The organism is Arthrobacter sp. Y3222053 (assembly GCF_059092805.1).
The window spans coordinates 76512-92729 of the sequence record NZ_JBNHIA010000008.1; the positions used below are offsets into that span (position 1 = coordinate 76512).

Below are 16218 nucleotides of genomic sequence, written 5' to 3' on the forward strand. Positions count from 1 at the left end.
AGTCGCTTGTCGGTGCTGTCCCGGAAAGGCGGATAACGACGTCGGCCCCCTGCCGTCCGCCCGCCGTCCGGGGCTGCCGCGGATCGGATTCAAGTCTATCCCCCGGGCGCCGGCTGGATCGCCACGCCTGCCGGCCCGGCATGCGTAGAATATGCATACGCATACAAATTGGAGGCTGGAACCATGGCTCGGCTGGAACTGGGACTGGACACGTTCGGAGATGTGACCGAAGGGCCTGACGGGCGCCCGCTGGGGCAGCCGGAGGTTATACGCAACGTCGTGGAGGAGGCCGTCCTCGCCGACACCCTCGGCCTCGACTTCTTCGGGCTGGGCGAACACCACCGCGAGGACTACGCGGTGTCCGCCCCCGACGTCGTGCTGGCCGCCGTGGCGGCCAAGACCACCCGGCTGCGGCTCGGCTCCGCGGTGACCGTGCTGAGCTCGGATGATCCGGTACGCGTCTACCAGCGCTTCGCGACCCTGGACGCCCTGTCCGGCGGCAGGGCCGAAGTGATCCTGGGGCGCGGGTCCTTCACCGAATCGTTCCCCCTGTTCGGGTACGACCTCGCCGACTACGAGGACCTGTTCGAGGAGAAGCTGGACCTGTTCCTGCGGTTGCGCCGGGAGGAGCCGGTCACCTGGGAAGGGCGGCTGCGGCCGGGCCTCCACGGAGCCCGCGTCTTTCCGCCCACCGCGTCCGGACAGCTGCCGACGTGGATCGCCGTCGGCGGCACCCCGCAGTCGGTGGTGCGCGCCGCGCACTACGGGCTGCCCCTGATGCTGGCGATCATCGGCGGGCAGCCGGCCCGGTTCGCCCCCTACGTGGATCTCTACGAGCGGGCCCTGGCCCAGTTCAACCAGCCCGCGCTGCCGGTGGGGGCGCACTCCCCCGGCTACATCGCCGACACGGACGAGCGGGCGCTGGAAGAGGCCTGGCCGCACTACGCCGAGATGCAGGGGCGGATCGGCCGCGAGCGCGGCTGGCCGCCGCTGACGAGGGCGGCGTACGAGGCGGATGCGGGGCCCGACGGCGCCCTGTTCATCGGTTCGCCCGAAACGGTGGCGGAGAAGATCGTCCGCACCGCACGCACCCTGCGCCTGTCCCGCTTCGACCTCAAGTACAGCCTGGGAACGCTGCCCCACGAGCAGCTGATGAGCTGCATTGAGCTGTACGGCTCCGTGGTGGCTCCCCGGGTGCGCCGGGAGCTGGCGGACGACGGCGAGGGCGTTGCCTGAGCACTGACGGCCCCGCCGAACCGCTCCATGCGGTTTCGGCGGGGCCGTTTCAGTGTGCCCCGCCGGGCCTAGAGCCCGGCGAGGGAAGCGGCGGCGGCCTCCAGCAGGTCCCGGCGCTCACGCCGGGCGGCGAGGGCCTGCCCCTGGGTGACCTCCCGGAACCGGGTCGTGGTGCCCGGAGCCGCGCGGGCCACCAGGTCCATGTCCGCGCTGATGACGGTGGCCACCATGGCGTACCCGCCGCCGGAGACCGCGTCGCGGTGCAGGATGATCGGCTGCGTGCCGCCGGGAATCTGGATCGAGCCGACCGCGTATCCGGCGTCCACGATGTTGGAGGGATCCGACCCGGCTCCGAACGGCTGCTCGCGTTCCGTCCACTGCACTCCGGGCCCGGAGTACCGCAGCCCCATCCGGTCTGCGACCGGGGTCAGCGTCCACTCCGCAGAGAACAGCTGCTCCCGGCCCTCGGCGGTCAGCCGGTGGTCGTAGAGTCCCGGGACCACCCGCACCTCCTGCGCCTTGCTGAAGGCGGGACGGTACTGCTCGGCCAGGCTCGCAGCCGCGGGAAGGTCGCGGTCCGGCTCCCCCACCGGCAGGAGATCGCGGGCTTCGAGCTTGCGGCCGTGGTGTCCCCCGATGCCGCCGAGGACGTAGGTTGACCGGCTCCCCAGCACCTTCGGGGTGTCGATGCCGCCGCGTACGGCGATGTAGTACCTCGTGCCGCCGCTGATCATCCCGAAGGACAGCTCGTCACCGGCCTGGAGCTGCAACCGGGTCCACTGCGGGGCCGGCTCTCCGTTGATCTTCACCGGAGCCGGTGCCCCGGTGATGGCTACGACGGCGGGAACATCGGTGACGAGCACCGGCCCGGTGTAGGTGCACTCAAGCACCGCCGCCTCGGGATCGTTGCCGACCAGGACGTTCGCCAGATCTGCGGAGTACTGGTCCAGGCACCCGCCCTGCGGAATGCCCACGTTGAAGTACCCTGTCCGCCCGTGGTCCTGGACCGTCGTCGACAGGCCGGGGACCTTGATCTCAAATCCCATTAAGCTTCTCCATGATCGTGCGGTTGTAGCTGCGGGGGTCGGCGAGCGCCCGGTCCAGCTCGAAGGTGACCGGAGCCTGCCGGTAGCGGAAGGTTCCGTCGGCGACCTGCGCCTGGATCGAGCGGTACTCCGCCTCATCGACCGGCCTGAACTTCACGATGTCGCCGGGACGGAAGAACACCATGAACTCCTCGAAGTCCGCCAGGGACTGCGCGGGGTCGAAGATGGGTGCGGCCGCGACGCCGAACATCTGGTACCCGCCGGCTCCGCGGACCGAGTAGATACAGCCGAAGCAGCCGCCGTGGCCCACGGTCAGCGGAGGCGTGTCCGTCCTGGGGCTGAGGTATTTCGGAACTTCCAGCTGCTCGTCCCGTTCCACCAGCTGGAACATGAACGGCAGCCCGGCCACGAACCCGACCATGGACACGATCCACGGCTCCGTGTGGTGCCGGCGGATGAACTCGTCCGGACCGGCCAGTCCGTTGACCGCCGCCGCGTACTCCAGGTCGGTGCCGGACGGGTCCTGGTGGAATCCTTCGCGGAAGCGCTGCTGCACCTCGGAGGTGAACGGGTCGTCGTACCAGACCGGGATCTCCACGATCCGGGTTTCCAGGACCGGGGTCGGCCCGCTGGCGAGGGACGCCTCGAGGTCCCGGACCGCCCGTTCGAGGTCGGCGGGGAGCAGGATGTCCGGGTCGAAGCGGATCAGCAGGGAGGCGTTGGCCGGGCAGATGTCGACGATGCCGGCGGGAGCGTCGTCGGCGAGGGCCCGCGCCAGGGCCATCGCCTTGAAGTTCGCCTCCAGGCTCATGGCTTCCGCTATCTCGACGAAGAGGGTTTCGTCAGCCCCCCATGTGTACCGCGACGTGGATGCGGTGGATGTGCTGCTCACAGTCCCTCCAGGATGGCCGGTGTCCGTTCGATGTACTTGGTGTGGTGGGCGGCGGCGGCGAACTCCGGTGCTCCGAGCAGCCTGAGGTGCAGCGGGATGGTGGTGCTTACGCCCTCCACCACCGCTTCGCCCAGCGCCTTGGACATGGCGGAGACGGCGTCCCCGCGGTCCTGTCCGTGGACAATGACCTTGGCGATGAGCGAGTCGTAGAAGGGCGGGATGACCGATCCCTCGCCGAAGCCTGAATCGATCCGGACGCCGTCGCCTTCCGGCCACTGCAGGGCGGCCACGGTTCCGGGGCTGGGCATGAAGTTCCGTGCGGGATCCTCGGCGTTGATCCGGCATTCGATGGCATGGCCGCTGAATTCCAGCTCGTCCTGGCGGAAGGAGATGCCGCCGCCGGAAGCGATCGCCAGCTGCTCACGGACCAGGTCGATTCCGGTGATCTCCTCGGTGATCGGGTGTTCGACCTGGAGCCGGGTGTTCATCTCGATGAACGCCGCTTCCTCCCGTACCGGGTCGTAGAGGAACTCCACCGTCCCGGCGCCCAGGTAGCCGCAGCTGGCGGCGAGCCGGACCGAGCTGGTGCGGATGGTCTCCCGCACGTGGTCGGGAAGGTTGGGCGCGGGCGCCTCTTCCAGCACCTTCTGGGACCGGCGCTGCATGGAGCAGTCCCGATCGCCCAGATGCACATAGTCCGTGCCGTCTCCCAGGACCTGCACCTCGATGTGGCGGGCCGCTTCGATGAACTGTTCGAGATAGACCGCAGGGTCGCCGAAGATGGCTGCCGCTTCGCCGCGGGCGGTCTCGATGGTGGTGAGCAGGTCCGCTTCATCGGTGACCAGCCTGATGCCGCGGCCCCCGCCGCCGGCGGAAGCCTTCACGACCAGGGGGTAGCCGATGGTCCGGGCCGCGGCGACCGCGTCCTCGTCCGGCCGGAGCGGCCCGCTGGTCCCGGCGATGACGGGTACGCCGGCGGCTTCGGCCGCTTCCCGGGCACGGGCCTTGTTGCCCATCAGCTCAATCGCTTCGGGCGAGGGTCCCACCCAGGTCAGTCCCGCGTCGAGGACCCGGCGGGCAAAGCCCGCGTTCTCGGAAAGGAAGCCGTAGCCGGGGTGCACGGCATCCGCGCCCGAGGAGGCGGCGGCGTCGAGGATCGCATCCTGGTTGAGGTAGCTCGCGCCGGCGGGCGGCGGGCCAAGCACCACGACGGTGTCGGCGGCCCGGGCCCAGAGCGAGTCCGTGTCGGCCTCGCTCACCACCGCGACGGTGGAGATGTTCATTTCCGACGCGGTTCTGATGATCCGGACGGCTATTTCTCCGCGGTTGGCGACGAGGAGCCGGCTGATCATGCGGCGGGGCCCTCGACGACCGTCACCAGGACGTCTCCGGGGTTGACCATGGCCCCGTCCTCGACGCCGAAGGACTTGACCGTCCCGCTGACCTCGGCCTGGATCTCGGTGAACTGCTTCATGATCTCCACGATGCCGATCACCTGGCCGGCTTCGACGGCGTCGCCCTCGTTGATGAACGGAGGCTTGTCGGGGCCGGGCCGGCGGTAGAAGACTCCGGGAATCGGGGACTGGATATCTGCCATGGGGGTGGTGCCTTTCTTCGATGGAGCAGGGTCAGGAACGGGGGGCGGCTTCGTCGACGGCGCGTCGGACGGCGGCGGCGACGGCGACTGCCGTGGATGCGTCCGAATGCACGCAGACGCTCTGGAAGTCGATGTCCAGGGGCGTGCCGTCGACCGCCTGCACGGGCTCTCCGCGGAGCGCCCCGGCGACGCGGGCGTAGGCCTGCTGCGGGTCGGCCGGTTCCGGCCGGCGCTGGATCAGCAGCTCGCCGGCGGGGCCGTAGTTCAGGTCGACGTAGAGTTCGGCCACGAAGGGGACGCCGAGCCGCCGGCAGACGGCTTCATGGGCGGTGCCGGCGAGGCCGTAGAAGGGGACTCCGAACTGCTTCGCCACCCCGGCGGCGGCTTCCATCAGCTCCTCGTCTGCGGAGAGCATGCCGAACAGCGCCCCGTGCGGCTTGATGTGGTTCAGGCTCAGCCCGTGCTTGTCGAGGAACCCGGTCAGCGCCGCCGTCTGGTAGATCATCATCGATTCCACTTCTTCGGGCTGCAGCACCATGCGGCGGCGGCCGAAGCCGGTGAGGTCGGGCAGCCCGGGATGCGCCCCGACCGCCACGCCGTGGTCGGCGGCGAGCGCCACGGTGTGGTCCATGACCGCCGGGTCGCCGGCGTGGAAACCGCAGGCGAGGTTGGCAACGTCGATGATCTCCATGAGGGCCTCGTCGTTGCCGAACGCGTGCAGGCCGAGCCCCTCCCCCATATCGGAGTTGATGAGGACTTTCGGCGTGGGCGTGGGTTCTGTCTCCGGACTCAGCATGGTGAAACCATATGGCCCCCGCCCCGGCCGCAATATTGTGCAGCCTGCAGAAGCTGTCCAATAGTGTGGTGCACTCTGCACAAAAAGCGTCTGGACTGCTAGGAGGACCGAGGGCCGATGCGTGTCGAAGAGCTGGCCTCCGACCCCGAGCTGGGCATGACCCTGAAAGCCGGGCTGGGATCGCCGCGCCTTGGCCGTTCCATCACGTGGTGCGCGCCGACCGAGCATATGGATCCCACGCCCTTCCTGAGCGTCAACGCCCTGGTCCTGACGCAGGGCATGGGGTTGAACATCCGCGATTACCGCACCTGGGCGGCCTACGTCGAGCGGCTGGCCGCGGTCCCCATCGCCGCGTTGGTCTTCGGTCTGGGCGCCGCGCACCGGCAGATGCCGGAGGGCTTGGTCAAGGCCTGCACCGAACACGACCTGCCGCTGCTGGAACTGTGCGCCGACGTTCCGTTTGTGGTGGTCATGCGGCGGGTCGAGGAGCGCCTTGGGGCGGAGCGGTTCAACGAGCTGCGCTCGGGCTGGGAGCTTGCGGACACCTGCGCCCGGCTGGCCAGCGGCGGCGCGTCCCTGGCCGATGTCCTGGCTGAGGTGGCCGGGACCGTGGGCGGACGGGCGAGCATCACCGACAGCGCCGGATATGAGCTGGTGGCGGCCGGCGAGCGCGGCGGCCGCGGACGGACGGCGCTGCGGATGCCGAGCACCGAAACGGAACGCTTCCAGCTGCGGATCGAAGGCGTGGACACGTCCATGCTGCTGCAGCCCCTGCTGGGACCGGTGGCCGGGGTCCTCGCCATGCAGCTGAGCTATACCCTCAGCTCGCGGTCGGCCCTGCATTCCTCCGACGCCCTCCGTTGGTTCGAACTGCTGCTCGAAGCGTCGCCGCAGAACCGCGGCGAGGTGCGGGAGCGGGCGGCAGGGCTGGGGTTCGACGTCGACGCGCCGTGGCAGTGCGTCCAGGTCTCGGCACCGGAGGGGACGGCCTGGGCCAAGCTTCGATCAGTGGCCTGGCGCATCCGCACCGCCCTGGACGCCCCCGGCCGGCCGGTCCGCTTCATGGAGGAGGAAGGCCGCACGACCATGGTGCTGCAGCATGCACAGCTGCAGCAGCCCCGAGCCCTGGCGAAGCTGCTGACCGGCTGCGCCCGGGACGTCCCCGAGTTCTCAATCTGCGTCGCCGCCGGCGAGAGCCTGGAGGATCTTCCCCTCACCCTGCTGCTGTTGCGCCGCTCCCAGGCCGGCCCCGGAGTGCACTGTGCCGGGCAGGCGGACCTGCAAAGCATTGTCCAGGGTTTGCCGGCGGCCGGGCTGGCGTCCCTGGCCCGGCGGCTGCTGGGGGAGGTGCTCCTGCCGTCCAACGCAGCCCTGCTGCAGACCCTGCACTCCTACCTCAGGAACAGCGGCAACACGGGACGGACCTGCGGTGAGCTGTTTATTCACCGCAACACCCTCGCCTACCGGCTGCGCCGGTTGAGGGAGATGCTGGAGGTGGATCTGGAGGACGGAGAGGTCCGGGCCACCTGCCTGCTCGCCCTGTCGGTGCTGGGAGTCACCGCAGGGCCGCCGGAAGGGGTGCGGACTTAACCCGGGTTCGCCGGAAGGAACCACCGGATCCGCGGCGGTTCCGTCAGGTGCTGCTCGGCGTGCTGGATCAATGCCCGATCCTCGCCGGTGATCCGCTGGTGCTCTTGGCGCAGGTACTCCCGCCACGTGGGCACCTCGTAGATCTCCCGGAACTGTTCCTCGTCCGTCACGGAATGCACCAGCTCCCACGCGGTCGCCCCGGTGCGGAGGCGGACCAGCCGAACCTCCTGCATGGCCTCGGTGAAGGCCTCCAGCTCCCCCTCCGCCACCTCATAGGCCACCAGGAGGGTCACCGGACCGGCGTCCGGCCGGGGAGCAGCGTCGTCATCGAGCTGCAGGTCGATCTCCGGCTCCGGCACCGAGCGGTCCAGCCGCCCCGTGCCGGGCAGCAGCGGCAGCACCAGGACGCTCGCTCCGACCAGGAGCAGGAGGACGGCCGTGAAGGTCAGCACGCCGGAATACCCGTAGCGCGTGGCCGCGGAGCCCCAGAACAGGGCCCCCAGGCCCTGGCTGCCGCTGTTGACCATGAGGTAAACGGCCAGCCCGCGGGCCCGCACCCACTCCGGAAGGGTCAGCTGCATCGCGGCGTTGAGGATGGAGAAGGTACTGATCCAGGCCAGTCCTCCGACGAGCAGCAGGATGCCCAGGGGCACCGCGGGCAGGTGGCCGGCTCCCCACGCGGCGGCTCCGAACACCGCGGCCGCCGCTCCGAGGATCAAGCTGTCCGGCAGCTTCCGGATCCTTGGCAGCAGCACCACCCCGGCCACCGCGCCGGCGCCCAGGCAGCCCAGCAGCAGCCCGTAGCCGGTGGACCCGAGCCCCAGGTGGCCGTCCACCGCCACCGGCAGCAACGCATACAGCGAACAGGCCGGCACCATGAACAGGACCACTCTCAGCAGGATCCGCCGGATACGGGGAGCTGCGCGGATGTACCGCAACCCTGCGGCGAACGCTTCACCGAGCCGCTCGCGCTCCTCCTCCAGGGGCGGGGACCGCCAGGCATAGATGGCTGCGGCGGTGCCCACGAACGACAGCGTGTTGAGCCCGAAGACGAAGGCGGGGCCGGCCAGGGACACCAGGACGCCGGCGACCGCCGGTCCCACCGCACGCGCCGCGTTCATCGCCGCGCTGCCCAGCGCCGAAGCCGCCTGGATCTCGCGCCGCGGCACGAGCGAGGGGATGATGGCCTGCCACGCCGGTGAGCTGATCGCCATGCCGCAGCCGATGAGGAACGTGTAGAGCAGCAGGCTGTCCGGTTCCATCCGCCCGACGGCGGTCAGGACGGCCAGGGTTCCGGCGGCGGCCGCGGCGAACAGGTTGGCGCCGAGGACCAGCAGCCGGCGGTCGAACGCGTCCGCCAGGACGCCGGCCACCAGGCCAAGCAGCAGCGCAGGGAGCAGGTTCGCGGTCTGGACCAGGGAGATCAGGGCGGGATTGGCGCCGGATTCGACCAGGAACCACTGCGCACCCACGGTCTGCATCCAGGTTCCGATGTTCGAGCCCAGCTGTGCGAGCCAGAGAACCAGGAACATCCGTCGCCGCAGCGGTGCCCAGGGTGACTCCATCTCCGATGCTCCCTCCGGAGGGCGGAAGGCGGCTCAGCGGACCTTGGGGAAATCGGCCCAGGCTGCCTCGAACTGCTGCCTGGCCGCGGCGGCCCGCTGCTGCTCAATGGCGTGCAGCCGGCCGAAGGTGAAGGCGTTGACCCCGCTGCGGGCGCCGGACGCGCCGAACGTCCGCAGGTACCCTGCCGCGACCACCGCGTCCTGGTGCTCGCCGAGGATCTTCTGCAGACGTTCCGCGGCCGCAGCCACTTTGCCGGCCGGCCCTGGTTCGGCGCCGGCCCACACCTCCGCCGAATAGCGCAGCCGCTTGGCCGCCTTGCGGGCGGTGTGCAGTGCCTCCTCACCGGCTGCGTCGCCGTTTCCGCCTTCCGTTCCGATCTCGTTCCCGGCTCCGGTCGGCGCCGCCGCCAGGGCCGCCCTGGCATGCCGCTTCAGCCGGCGGCGCTGCCGGCGCACGACGTCGCGGCCGCCTCTGCCGGCCGGATCGGCGGCGGCTGCCTGCCGCTGCGGTCCTCGCATCAGGTTCTCCAGGTCCTGCAGCAGCTGCCCGTACCGCTGCCCGGCAAGCAGCTCCAGCAGCTGCGCCCTGGCCGCTGCCTGCTCGGCCAGCAGCTCCTCGTCGATCCGCCGGGCGGTGCCGCCCATCACCGTCTCGGGAGCCTGGGACGAGAGCAGTGCCTGGAACCGGCCGTGCATGACCTGCGGATCGCGCACCTGGCCCAGCGCGCCGGCTATCCAGCGCAGCTCGCCGCGCAGCCCCAGTGCGGGCTGCTCCGCCAGGACGGGACCGTAGCTGGCCAGCGCCGACCGCATCCGCCGGGTGGCAACGCGCATCTTGTGAACGGCGTCGTCCTCCCCCGCCCGCACCCGGGGATCCTGGCTGAGCAGCTCCAGGTACTGCCGGCGCAGATAGTCGAGCAGCAGGTCCCCGAGCTGCTGCGGCGGCCCGTCGACAGGGGGCAGGGCAGCGGCGCGCGCGGCCAGAACCTCGACGGAGGGAGCGGCGTGGATCTCCGGAACGGAGCCTGCGACGGCGTGGGGAGCGGAAACCATGGCTCAGTATAGGGCGGCGGACCGCGGCGGCGGCAGGACCCGGCGGCAGGTCCGCGGCTCAGCCGCTGATCTGCCATCCCGCCCTGTTCTCCCGGCGGCAGGGGCGGGTAGCATCGGCCCGTCCGCCGCCGTCGACGCCGGCCCGCCGCCGGGGAAGGACCGCTGTGACTGCGATGCAGTATGTGAAGCTCGGCGCTTCAGGCGCCGCCGTCTCCGCTCTGGGCCTTGGCTGCCTCAGCTTCGGGGATCCGGACCGGGGCAGCCATTCCTGGACGCTGCGGGAGGAGGCCGCCTCGGCCGTCATCCGCGCCGCGCTTGAGGCCGGAATTACCTTCTTCGACACCGCGAATGTCTATTCCGCCGGCGATAGCGAACGCATCCTGGGCACCGTGCTGAACCGCCATGCCCGGCGGGAAGAGGTCGTGGTCGCCACCAAAGTGCACGGTGAGATGGGCCCCGGGCCCAACGGCTGGGGCCTGTCCCGCAAGCACATCCGCTGGCAGGTGGAACAGAGCCTGAAGCGGCTGGGCACCGACTACATCGACCTGTACCAGGTCCACCGCTGGGACGACACCACGCCGCTGGAGGAAACCCTGGAGGCCCTCGATTCGCTGGTCCGGGACGGGCTGGTCCTCTACCTGGGCGCCTCAAGCATGCATGCCTGGCAGTTCGGCAAGGCCCTGTGCCTGCAGCGCCAGTACGGGTGGGCTCCGTTCGTCACCATGCAGGACCACTACAACCTCATCTACCGCGAAGAGGAACGGGAAATGTTCCCGCTCCTGGCCGACGCCGGCGTCGGCGCCCTGCCCTACTGCACCCTGGCCTGTGGCCGGCTGGCCCGGGATCCGGACGCCGAGACCCCGCGGCGACGCCGGGACGAGCGCGCCGAGATGCTGTACCGGCAGGCCGGGGCCGCGGACCGGCGGATTGGTGAGGCCGTCGCCGAGGTCGCCGCCGAACTCGGCGCCTCCCGCGCCCAGGTGGCCCTGGCGTGGGTGCTGGCCAACCCCCTGGTCACCGCCCCGCTGATCGGCGTCACCTCCGTGGCCCAGCTGACGGAGGACCTCGGGGCCCTGGACCTGGTGCTGGACGACGACCAGCTGCGCCGGCTCGGGGAAGGCTACGTGCCGCACGCCGTCGTCGGGCTGTGACCGGGGCCGATGGGCGGGCCGCCGGCCGTGCGGGCGGTAGGGTGGAAGCTCCTTGCCCCGGCGCCGTCGACGGGGCGATGCTTAGCGGTGATCCGTTCCCGCCGAACCGTCTGAAAGGTGCCGATGACCGTCCTTGTGCTGTGGCTGCTGCAGCTGGTGCTGGCCATCCTGTTCGCGGGACTCGGCCTCATGAAACTGGTCCAGCCCTATCGCCGGCTGACCCGCAGCCTGCGCTGGCCGGCGGATTTCACCCCCGCCACGGTCAAGGTGATCGGCGGAGCGGAGCTGCTGGGCGCCGTCGGGCTGATCCTTCCGGTGGCGGTGGACCGGTATGAGGTCCTCACCCCGGCGGCGGCCCTGGCCCTGGCCGTGCTGATGGCGCTCGCCATCAGGGTGCATGTGCGCCGCCGCGAAAAGAACATGGTCACCCTGCCGGCCATCCTCCTCGGCCTGAACCTGCTGGTTGCCGCCGGGCGGTTCGCGGAGTATCTGTGAGCGAGGCCGCCGACGCAGCCGCGGAGGGCCCCCTGGCCGAAGCGGTGGCCGAACTCTACGCACTGCTTCCGGGCGACTTCACCGCGGCGCGCAACGCACGGGCGGCCGAGGCGGGCCGGAACGGGGAGAAGGACCTGGCGCAGCGCATCAAGGCGCTGCCCAAACCCTCCGCCGCCGCATGGCTGGTCAATATGCTGACCCGGCACCGGCGGGAGGACCTCGATTCGGTGCTTGAACTGGGCGCCGCGCTGCGCGAGGCGCAGGAGGACCTGGATCCGCACGAGATGCGCCGGCTGAGCACCGAGCGCCAGCGGTTGCTGCGGGCCATGGCCCGCGACGCGCAGCAGCTGGCCGCCGAACTGGGCCAGCAGGTCAGCAACACCGTGGCCGGGGAGGCGGAGCAAACGCTGTGGGCGGCGATGACGGACGCCGACGCAGCCGCAGTGGTGGCGTCCGGCCAGCTGGTCCGGCCCCTGACGGCCAGCGGCTGGGGCAGCGTGGAGATCGACGGCGCCGTCGCCGTGCCTGGCCTGGTGCAGGCCGCCGGTGCTCCGGTCGGAAAGCGCTCCCGCACCGCCCCGGCCAAGCGACCGTCGCGGCAGGAGAAGGCGAGCGCCCGAAGCGCCGAGGAAAAGCGCCGGCGGGCCGAGCAGGCCCGTGCCCTGCGCGCGGCGAAAGCCGAACTGGCGGAGGCGGAGCAACAGGCCAGCCACGCGGAAGAGGAGTTCTCCTCCCTGCAGGCCGACGTGGACGCGCTGGGCGCGGAGCGTGACGCCGTGTCCGATGACCTCGAGGACCTGTTGGAACAGCTGCGCCGCCTGGAGCAGGAGCTCGCCGGCCTGGACCGCCGTGCCGGCACCCTGGAGCGGCGGCGGGACACGGCGCGGCGGGCGGCCCGCGCGGCCGGCCGGGCGGTGGACCGTGCCCGGCACCGCGTCGAGGAGCTCGACGACGGGGACGAGGGCTAACGCACTGCCTCCGCGCCGCCCCGTCAGGCCCGCATGGCCTCCAGCGGCTGCCGCAGCGCCGCCAGCCGGCTGCGGATCCGGGCCAGGTCGGTGGGATGCGCGGCGCCCGGCGCGTCCTCGCCCAGGTCGGGCAGGCCAAGCAGGTCCAGCCGGCAGCCGGCGTCGTAGAGCACATCCACCAGGTTGCCGAAGCGCTTCCACCCGTCGGGGTTGTCGGTGCGGGCCGAGGGAACGCCGTCGAGCACCCAGTGCCGGTACTGCCCGGCCAGCAGCAGGTAGTCCGAAGGTGCCGACGGGGCCAGGCAGAGGTCCTCGAAGCTAAACCACAGCTGCTCCCCGGCGCGCTGCGCTTCGAGGGCCCGGGTGCCGGGGCGCAGCGTGGAACGTTCCGCGGCGGACGGCCGTGCCAGCCCGGCCGCCTCCAGCGCTTCGGCGTCCGGCTCGGGCAGGTGCCATCCGGCGGCAAAGCCCGTCCGATGCGTGGCCGGCAGGGTGCGGTAGTCCGTGCCCGCGTCGAGCTCCACGACCTCCAGGTCCGCCGTCAGCGCCCGGATCGCCGGCTCCATCAGGTGGTGGAACAGCGGATCCGGAAGCAGGTCCTGCGGCGGATAGTTGGAGGTGGCGAGCAGGGTGGTCCGCCGCGCCCGCAGCTGCTCCAGCAGCCGGGTCACGAACATGCCGTCCGCGGGATCGCCCACATGGAACTCATCGAAGCAAAGCACCTGGACCTCCCCGAGCAGCTCGTCGAGGGCCTCGGCGAACGCCGAACGCTCCGCGGTCCGGGCGGCAGCGGTCCGGGCGGCAAACACCTTGGCGTGCAGGTCCCGGAAAAAGGCGTGGAAGTGGACGCGCCGGGCCTTCGGGCCTGCGCCCGCTTCCGCCGCCGCCTCAATGACGGCCGCGGCCAGCCAGCTCTTGCCCCGGCCCGGCGGTCCCCAGACGTACAGCCCCCTCCCGCCCGGTGCGACGGCGTCGAGCATCCGGTCAAGCAGGCGGAGCTGGCCGCCGTCGAGCACGAGGCCCTCCCGCCCGGCCCGCTCGAGGATCGTCCGCCGCAGCTGTTCTGGCACCATGTTCCCGTTCTAGCCCGGCCCGGGGCTCCCGGCCAAAACGGACGGATGCGGCAGCGGCCAATACGCACCGCAAATTCGACCTATTTAATGCGTGCCCCCGGTGGTAGCTTGGCCGAAGGGGACCTTGGAACCGGGGACCAGAGCCGGCTCCACCACTGCGGATCCGGGAGGACTCATGACCAACCATCTCGCCAATGTCAGCACCTGCGCGGTGCATGACTGTTCCTTCAACGACCATGACGACTGCACGGCGTACGCCATTACCGTCAGCGGCGCAAAGGACCATGCAAGCTGCGCCACCTTCATCGACACCTCCCAGAGCGGCGGGCTGCCCAAGGTCCTCGCCCACGTGGGTGCCTGCCAGCGTTCCGAATGCCGGTTCAACAACCACCTGATGTGCGATGCCCAGGGCGTCCGGGTGGGCCCCGGCGCGGAAAAGGCGGACTGCCTGACCTACCAGCCCCGGTGAGCCCCGCACGTCCCGACGCCGTCCTGCTCGCCTGGGATCCAGAACTGCACGACAGGTGGGACGGCGGGCACCGGACGGCAGCCGAAGCCGCTGCCGTCCGCGGGCGGGCGCTGGGGTACTGGCCGGTGGGGCGGCGCCGCAACCTGCCGCCCGGAACGGAGGCATGGTTCCTGATCCGCGGCTCCCGCCCGGGCGTCGTCGGCCACGGCGCCACCATTGCGGTGCCGGCGGTGGATGAGGCCGGGCAGTGGTTCGTCACGGTCACCGCCGACGCCCTGCTCCCGGCCGGGGATCAGCTGCCGCTGGAGCAGGTGCTCCAGGAAACGGGCTGGCAGCAGCCTCCCCCCTCGGGCGCAGCGGTCCAGGCGGCCGATGCCGCCGTCCTGAGACGCCTGTGGCAGGCCCACCTGCCCTCCCGGCTGCTGCCGGATCCGCTCCTCGCCGCCCCCGGAAGCCTCCCGCCGGCCTCGCTGCGCCACGCGGCGGTGGACCGCTGGGAACACGATCCTCAGCTTCGGGGGCTCTGCCTCGGTTACCACGGCACCGGCTGCGCCGCGTGCGGGTTTTCCTTTGAGTCGACCTACGGGCCGCTGGCCGGCGGCTACATCCAGGTCCACCGGCTCGATCCCGGCGACGGGGCGCCGGATCCGATTTCCGGCCTCATTCCGCTGTGCCCGAACTGCCATGCCGTGGCCCATCTGGCCGGCCCGGATGCGCTGAGCCCGGCTGAGCTGCGCCGGCTGGTCGCCGAGCACGGGCATCTGCCAGGCCAGGTGCTCGATGACGGGCAGCTGGCGGCCCGCGAGTTCGCCGGCAGGCTGATGCAGGCGGACGGGGACTCAGCGCCGTAACACGGGGCCGGGTGTGAAAGACTTCCTCCCGTTGCCCGGCGCTGCGCCGGCGGGGTGGAAAGGAACGATCTTCCGGTGGCGTCGCTCGACTTTTGGCTGGTTCTGCAGACCTTCGCACTGGTGACGGCGGGCTTCGGCATCTGGATCCTGGGGCGGGCCTGCTGGGAATATGCCGGGGTCCCCGCGGTGCAGGACGCCTACCTGGAGCTGGCGGACGCCCGGCTGCGGGAACTGGAACCGGCGGCGGCGCCCGTTCCGGCCGGGGCCCGCGGTGCGGGGGCCTGGGCAGCGGGCCCGTTCAGGGTGCAGGCCTCCCCGACCGACCGTTCCCCGGCTGCCGGTTTCGCCCGGCGGCTGCGCAACGCCCTGGGCTCCCGCCCTTCGGAGCAGGAGCGGGCGGCGTCGCAGGCCGCGCTGCTTCATCTGCTGGCCCGCCCCCATCTGGCGGTGGATCAGCAGCAGCTCGCGGCCCGGGTGCTGGCACCGCTGGCCGGGCCGATATCCGCGGCGGGAAGCGTCCGGGAGCTTGCCGCCACCGGTCGGCTGCGCCGGCACGCCGTCCTGGGGATACTCCGCCGGGAAGTGCCCGCCCGGTTCCGGTCCGTCTTCCTCCCCGGCATGGCGCGGTACCTCGATTTCATCGGCCGGGGCAGTTCGCTGGGCCTGGCCGTCGGAGTGCTGCTGGCGGGCGGCCTGAACGGCAACGCCGACCTGGTCGGCGCCCTCACCACGGTGTGCGGGGTCGGAGGCGCCATCATCTTCACCCTCACCGTGATCCGATGCGAAGCCCGTTCCTGGCCCGCCGGCCGCGCCGGGCTGTGGCTGCGCCTGGCCCGGCGCTTTCCGCAGCTGTTCTTCCTGCTGCGGCTGCTGCTCACCACCGGGGCGCTGCTGCTGGGCCTGTACATCCTCGGCCGATAGCCCGCCGGTCCCGGCAGGCACTAGACTCGGGAGCCACCATGAGCATTCCAGCCCCCACCGCCAAGACAGTCCGCATCGACGCCTGGCTCTGGGCCGTACGGGCCTACAAGACCCGCTCCGCGGCCACGGCGGCCTGCCGTGCCGGTCACATCCGGCTGAACGGCAACCCGGCGAAGGCGGCCCAGCCGGTGCAGCCCGGCGACACGGTGCGGATCCGGCTCCCCGGTCACGAGCGGATCCTCGAGGTGCGCCAGCTGATCAGCAAGCGGGTCGGCGCGGAGCCGGCCTCGCACTGCTTTATTGACCGTACGCCTGCCCGGCCGGCCGCCGACCTGCTGGGCGTTCCGGTGCGTGACCGCGGCACGGGCAGGCCCACGAAGAAGGACCGCCGGGACATGGAACGGCTGCGCGGACGAGGCTAGGTGTAGCTCTTACGGAGGTTGTGAACGGCGTGGCAAGAGTTAAATAGGCGAGGGTCTCCGGTTCGATATGGGTTACCACACTCGTATCGTCCA

17 protein-coding genes are annotated in these 16218 nt (G+C 71.2%); 9 read left to right on the forward strand and 8 right to left on the reverse strand.

Translation table 11 applies throughout. The features are described 5' to 3' along the window. The first annotated feature begins 183 nt into the window (after positions 1–183). Positions 184–1236, forward strand: a complete 1053-nt coding sequence (locus AC5RUW_RS15925; protein ID WP_494161567.1) for an LLM class flavin-dependent oxidoreductase — start codon at positions 184–186, stop codon at positions 1234–1236. 68 nt (positions 1237–1304) lie between these two features. Here the strand turns inward: AC5RUW_RS15925 and AC5RUW_RS15930 are convergent, their stop codons facing one another. From AC5RUW_RS15930 to pxpA, 5 genes are read right to left on the reverse strand one after another with little or no spacing between them, the layout of a single operon-like run. Further along, positions 1305–2282, reverse strand: coding sequence for a 5-oxoprolinase subunit C family protein (locus tag AC5RUW_RS15930; RefSeq protein ID WP_494161568.1), 978 nt, complete (start codon positions 2280–2282; stop codon positions 1305–1307). Beyond that, entirely contained in the window at positions 2272–3174 is a 903-nt protein-coding gene (locus tag AC5RUW_RS15935) for a 5-oxoprolinase subunit B family protein (RefSeq protein WP_494161569.1), read from the reverse strand. The genes AC5RUW_RS15930 and AC5RUW_RS15935 overlap by 11 nt, the downstream gene beginning before the upstream one ends. Then, on the reverse strand, positions 3171–4526 hold the full coding sequence (locus AC5RUW_RS15940) for an acetyl-CoA carboxylase biotin carboxylase subunit (RefSeq protein ID WP_494161570.1): 1356 nt from the start codon (positions 4524–4526) through the stop codon (positions 3171–3173). Before AC5RUW_RS15940 ends, AC5RUW_RS15935 begins: the two co-directional genes overlap by 4 nt. Beyond that, the gene (locus AC5RUW_RS15945; protein ID WP_494008491.1) at positions 4523–4771 is read right to left on the reverse strand and encodes an acetyl-CoA carboxylase; all 249 of its coding nucleotides are present in this window, start codon (positions 4769–4771) and stop codon (positions 4523–4525) included. Before AC5RUW_RS15945 ends, AC5RUW_RS15940 begins: the two co-directional genes overlap by 4 nt. Before the next feature lie 31 nt (positions 4772–4802). After that, positions 4803–5567, reverse strand: a complete 765-nt coding sequence (gene pxpA / locus AC5RUW_RS15950) for a 5-oxoprolinase subunit PxpA (RefSeq protein ID WP_494161571.1) — start codon at positions 5565–5567, stop codon at positions 4803–4805. Positions 5568–5684: 117 nt separating this feature from the next. Here pxpA and AC5RUW_RS15955 point away from each other — a divergent pair, with 117 nt between their 5' ends. Further along, complete coding sequence (locus AC5RUW_RS15955) at positions 5685–7157, forward strand: PucR family transcriptional regulator (protein WP_494161572.1); 1473 nt, start codon at positions 5685–5687, stop codon at positions 7155–7157. Here the strand turns inward: AC5RUW_RS15955 and AC5RUW_RS15960 are convergent. After that, the gene (locus AC5RUW_RS15960) at positions 7154–8722 is read right to left on the reverse strand and encodes an MFS transporter (RefSeq protein WP_494161573.1); all 1569 of its coding nucleotides are present in this window, start codon (positions 8720–8722) and stop codon (positions 7154–7156) included. The genes AC5RUW_RS15955 and AC5RUW_RS15960 overlap by 4 nt on opposite strands. A gap of 33 nt (positions 8723–8755) precedes the next feature. After that, entirely contained in the window at positions 8756–9775 is a 1020-nt protein-coding gene (locus tag AC5RUW_RS15965; RefSeq protein WP_494161574.1) for a CHAD domain-containing protein, read from the reverse strand. A gap of 173 nt (positions 9776–9948) precedes the next feature. Between AC5RUW_RS15965 and AC5RUW_RS15970 the strand changes: the two genes are divergently transcribed. The 3 genes from AC5RUW_RS15970 to AC5RUW_RS15980 all read left to right on the forward strand — a co-directional run bounded on the left by AC5RUW_RS15970 (position 9949) and on the right by AC5RUW_RS15980 (position 12389). After that, positions 9949–10926, forward strand: coding sequence for an aldo/keto reductase (locus AC5RUW_RS15970; RefSeq protein WP_494161585.1), 978 nt, complete (start codon positions 9949–9951; stop codon positions 10924–10926). Between the two features lie 123 nt (positions 10927–11049). Further along, positions 11050–11421 carry a DoxX family protein gene (locus AC5RUW_RS15975; RefSeq protein WP_494161575.1) on the forward strand — a complete coding sequence of 124 codons (372 nt, stop codon included), beginning with the start codon at positions 11050–11052 and terminating at the stop codon, positions 11419–11421. Continuing rightward, the gene (locus AC5RUW_RS15980) at positions 11418–12389 is read left to right on the forward strand and encodes a hypothetical protein (protein ID WP_494161576.1); all 972 of its coding nucleotides are present in this window, start codon (positions 11418–11420) and stop codon (positions 12387–12389) included. The genes AC5RUW_RS15975 and AC5RUW_RS15980 overlap by 4 nt, the downstream gene beginning before the upstream one ends. A 23-nt stretch (positions 12390–12412) precedes the next feature. On the opposite strand, the gene zapE is transcribed toward AC5RUW_RS15980, so the two are convergent. Beyond that, entirely contained in the window at positions 12413–13462 is a 1050-nt protein-coding gene (gene zapE, locus AC5RUW_RS15985) for a cell division protein ZapE (RefSeq protein WP_494161577.1), read from the reverse strand. 175 nt (positions 13463–13637) lie between these two features. Here zapE and AC5RUW_RS15990 point away from each other — a divergent pair, with 175 nt between their 5' ends. The 4 genes from AC5RUW_RS15990 (at position 13638) to AC5RUW_RS16005 (ending at position 16125) form a co-directional block, all read left to right on the forward strand. Next, the gene (locus AC5RUW_RS15990; RefSeq protein ID WP_494161578.1) at positions 13638–13931 is read left to right on the forward strand and encodes a DUF1540 domain-containing protein; all 294 of its coding nucleotides are present in this window, start codon (positions 13638–13640) and stop codon (positions 13929–13931) included. Next, positions 13928–14782, forward strand: a complete 855-nt coding sequence (locus AC5RUW_RS15995) for an HNH endonuclease (protein WP_494161579.1) — start codon at positions 13928–13930, stop codon at positions 14780–14782. Before AC5RUW_RS15990 ends, AC5RUW_RS15995 begins: the two co-directional genes overlap by 4 nt. Before the next feature lie 75 nt (positions 14783–14857). Then, the gene (locus tag AC5RUW_RS16000; RefSeq protein ID WP_494161580.1) at positions 14858–15703 is read left to right on the forward strand and encodes a hypothetical protein; all 846 of its coding nucleotides are present in this window, start codon (positions 14858–14860) and stop codon (positions 15701–15703) included. Between the two features lie 38 nt (positions 15704–15741). Then, the gene (locus tag AC5RUW_RS16005) at positions 15742–16125 is read left to right on the forward strand and encodes an RNA-binding S4 domain-containing protein (RefSeq protein ID WP_494008502.1); all 384 of its coding nucleotides are present in this window, start codon (positions 15742–15744) and stop codon (positions 16123–16125) included. Positions 16126–16218 lie beyond the last annotated feature (93 nt).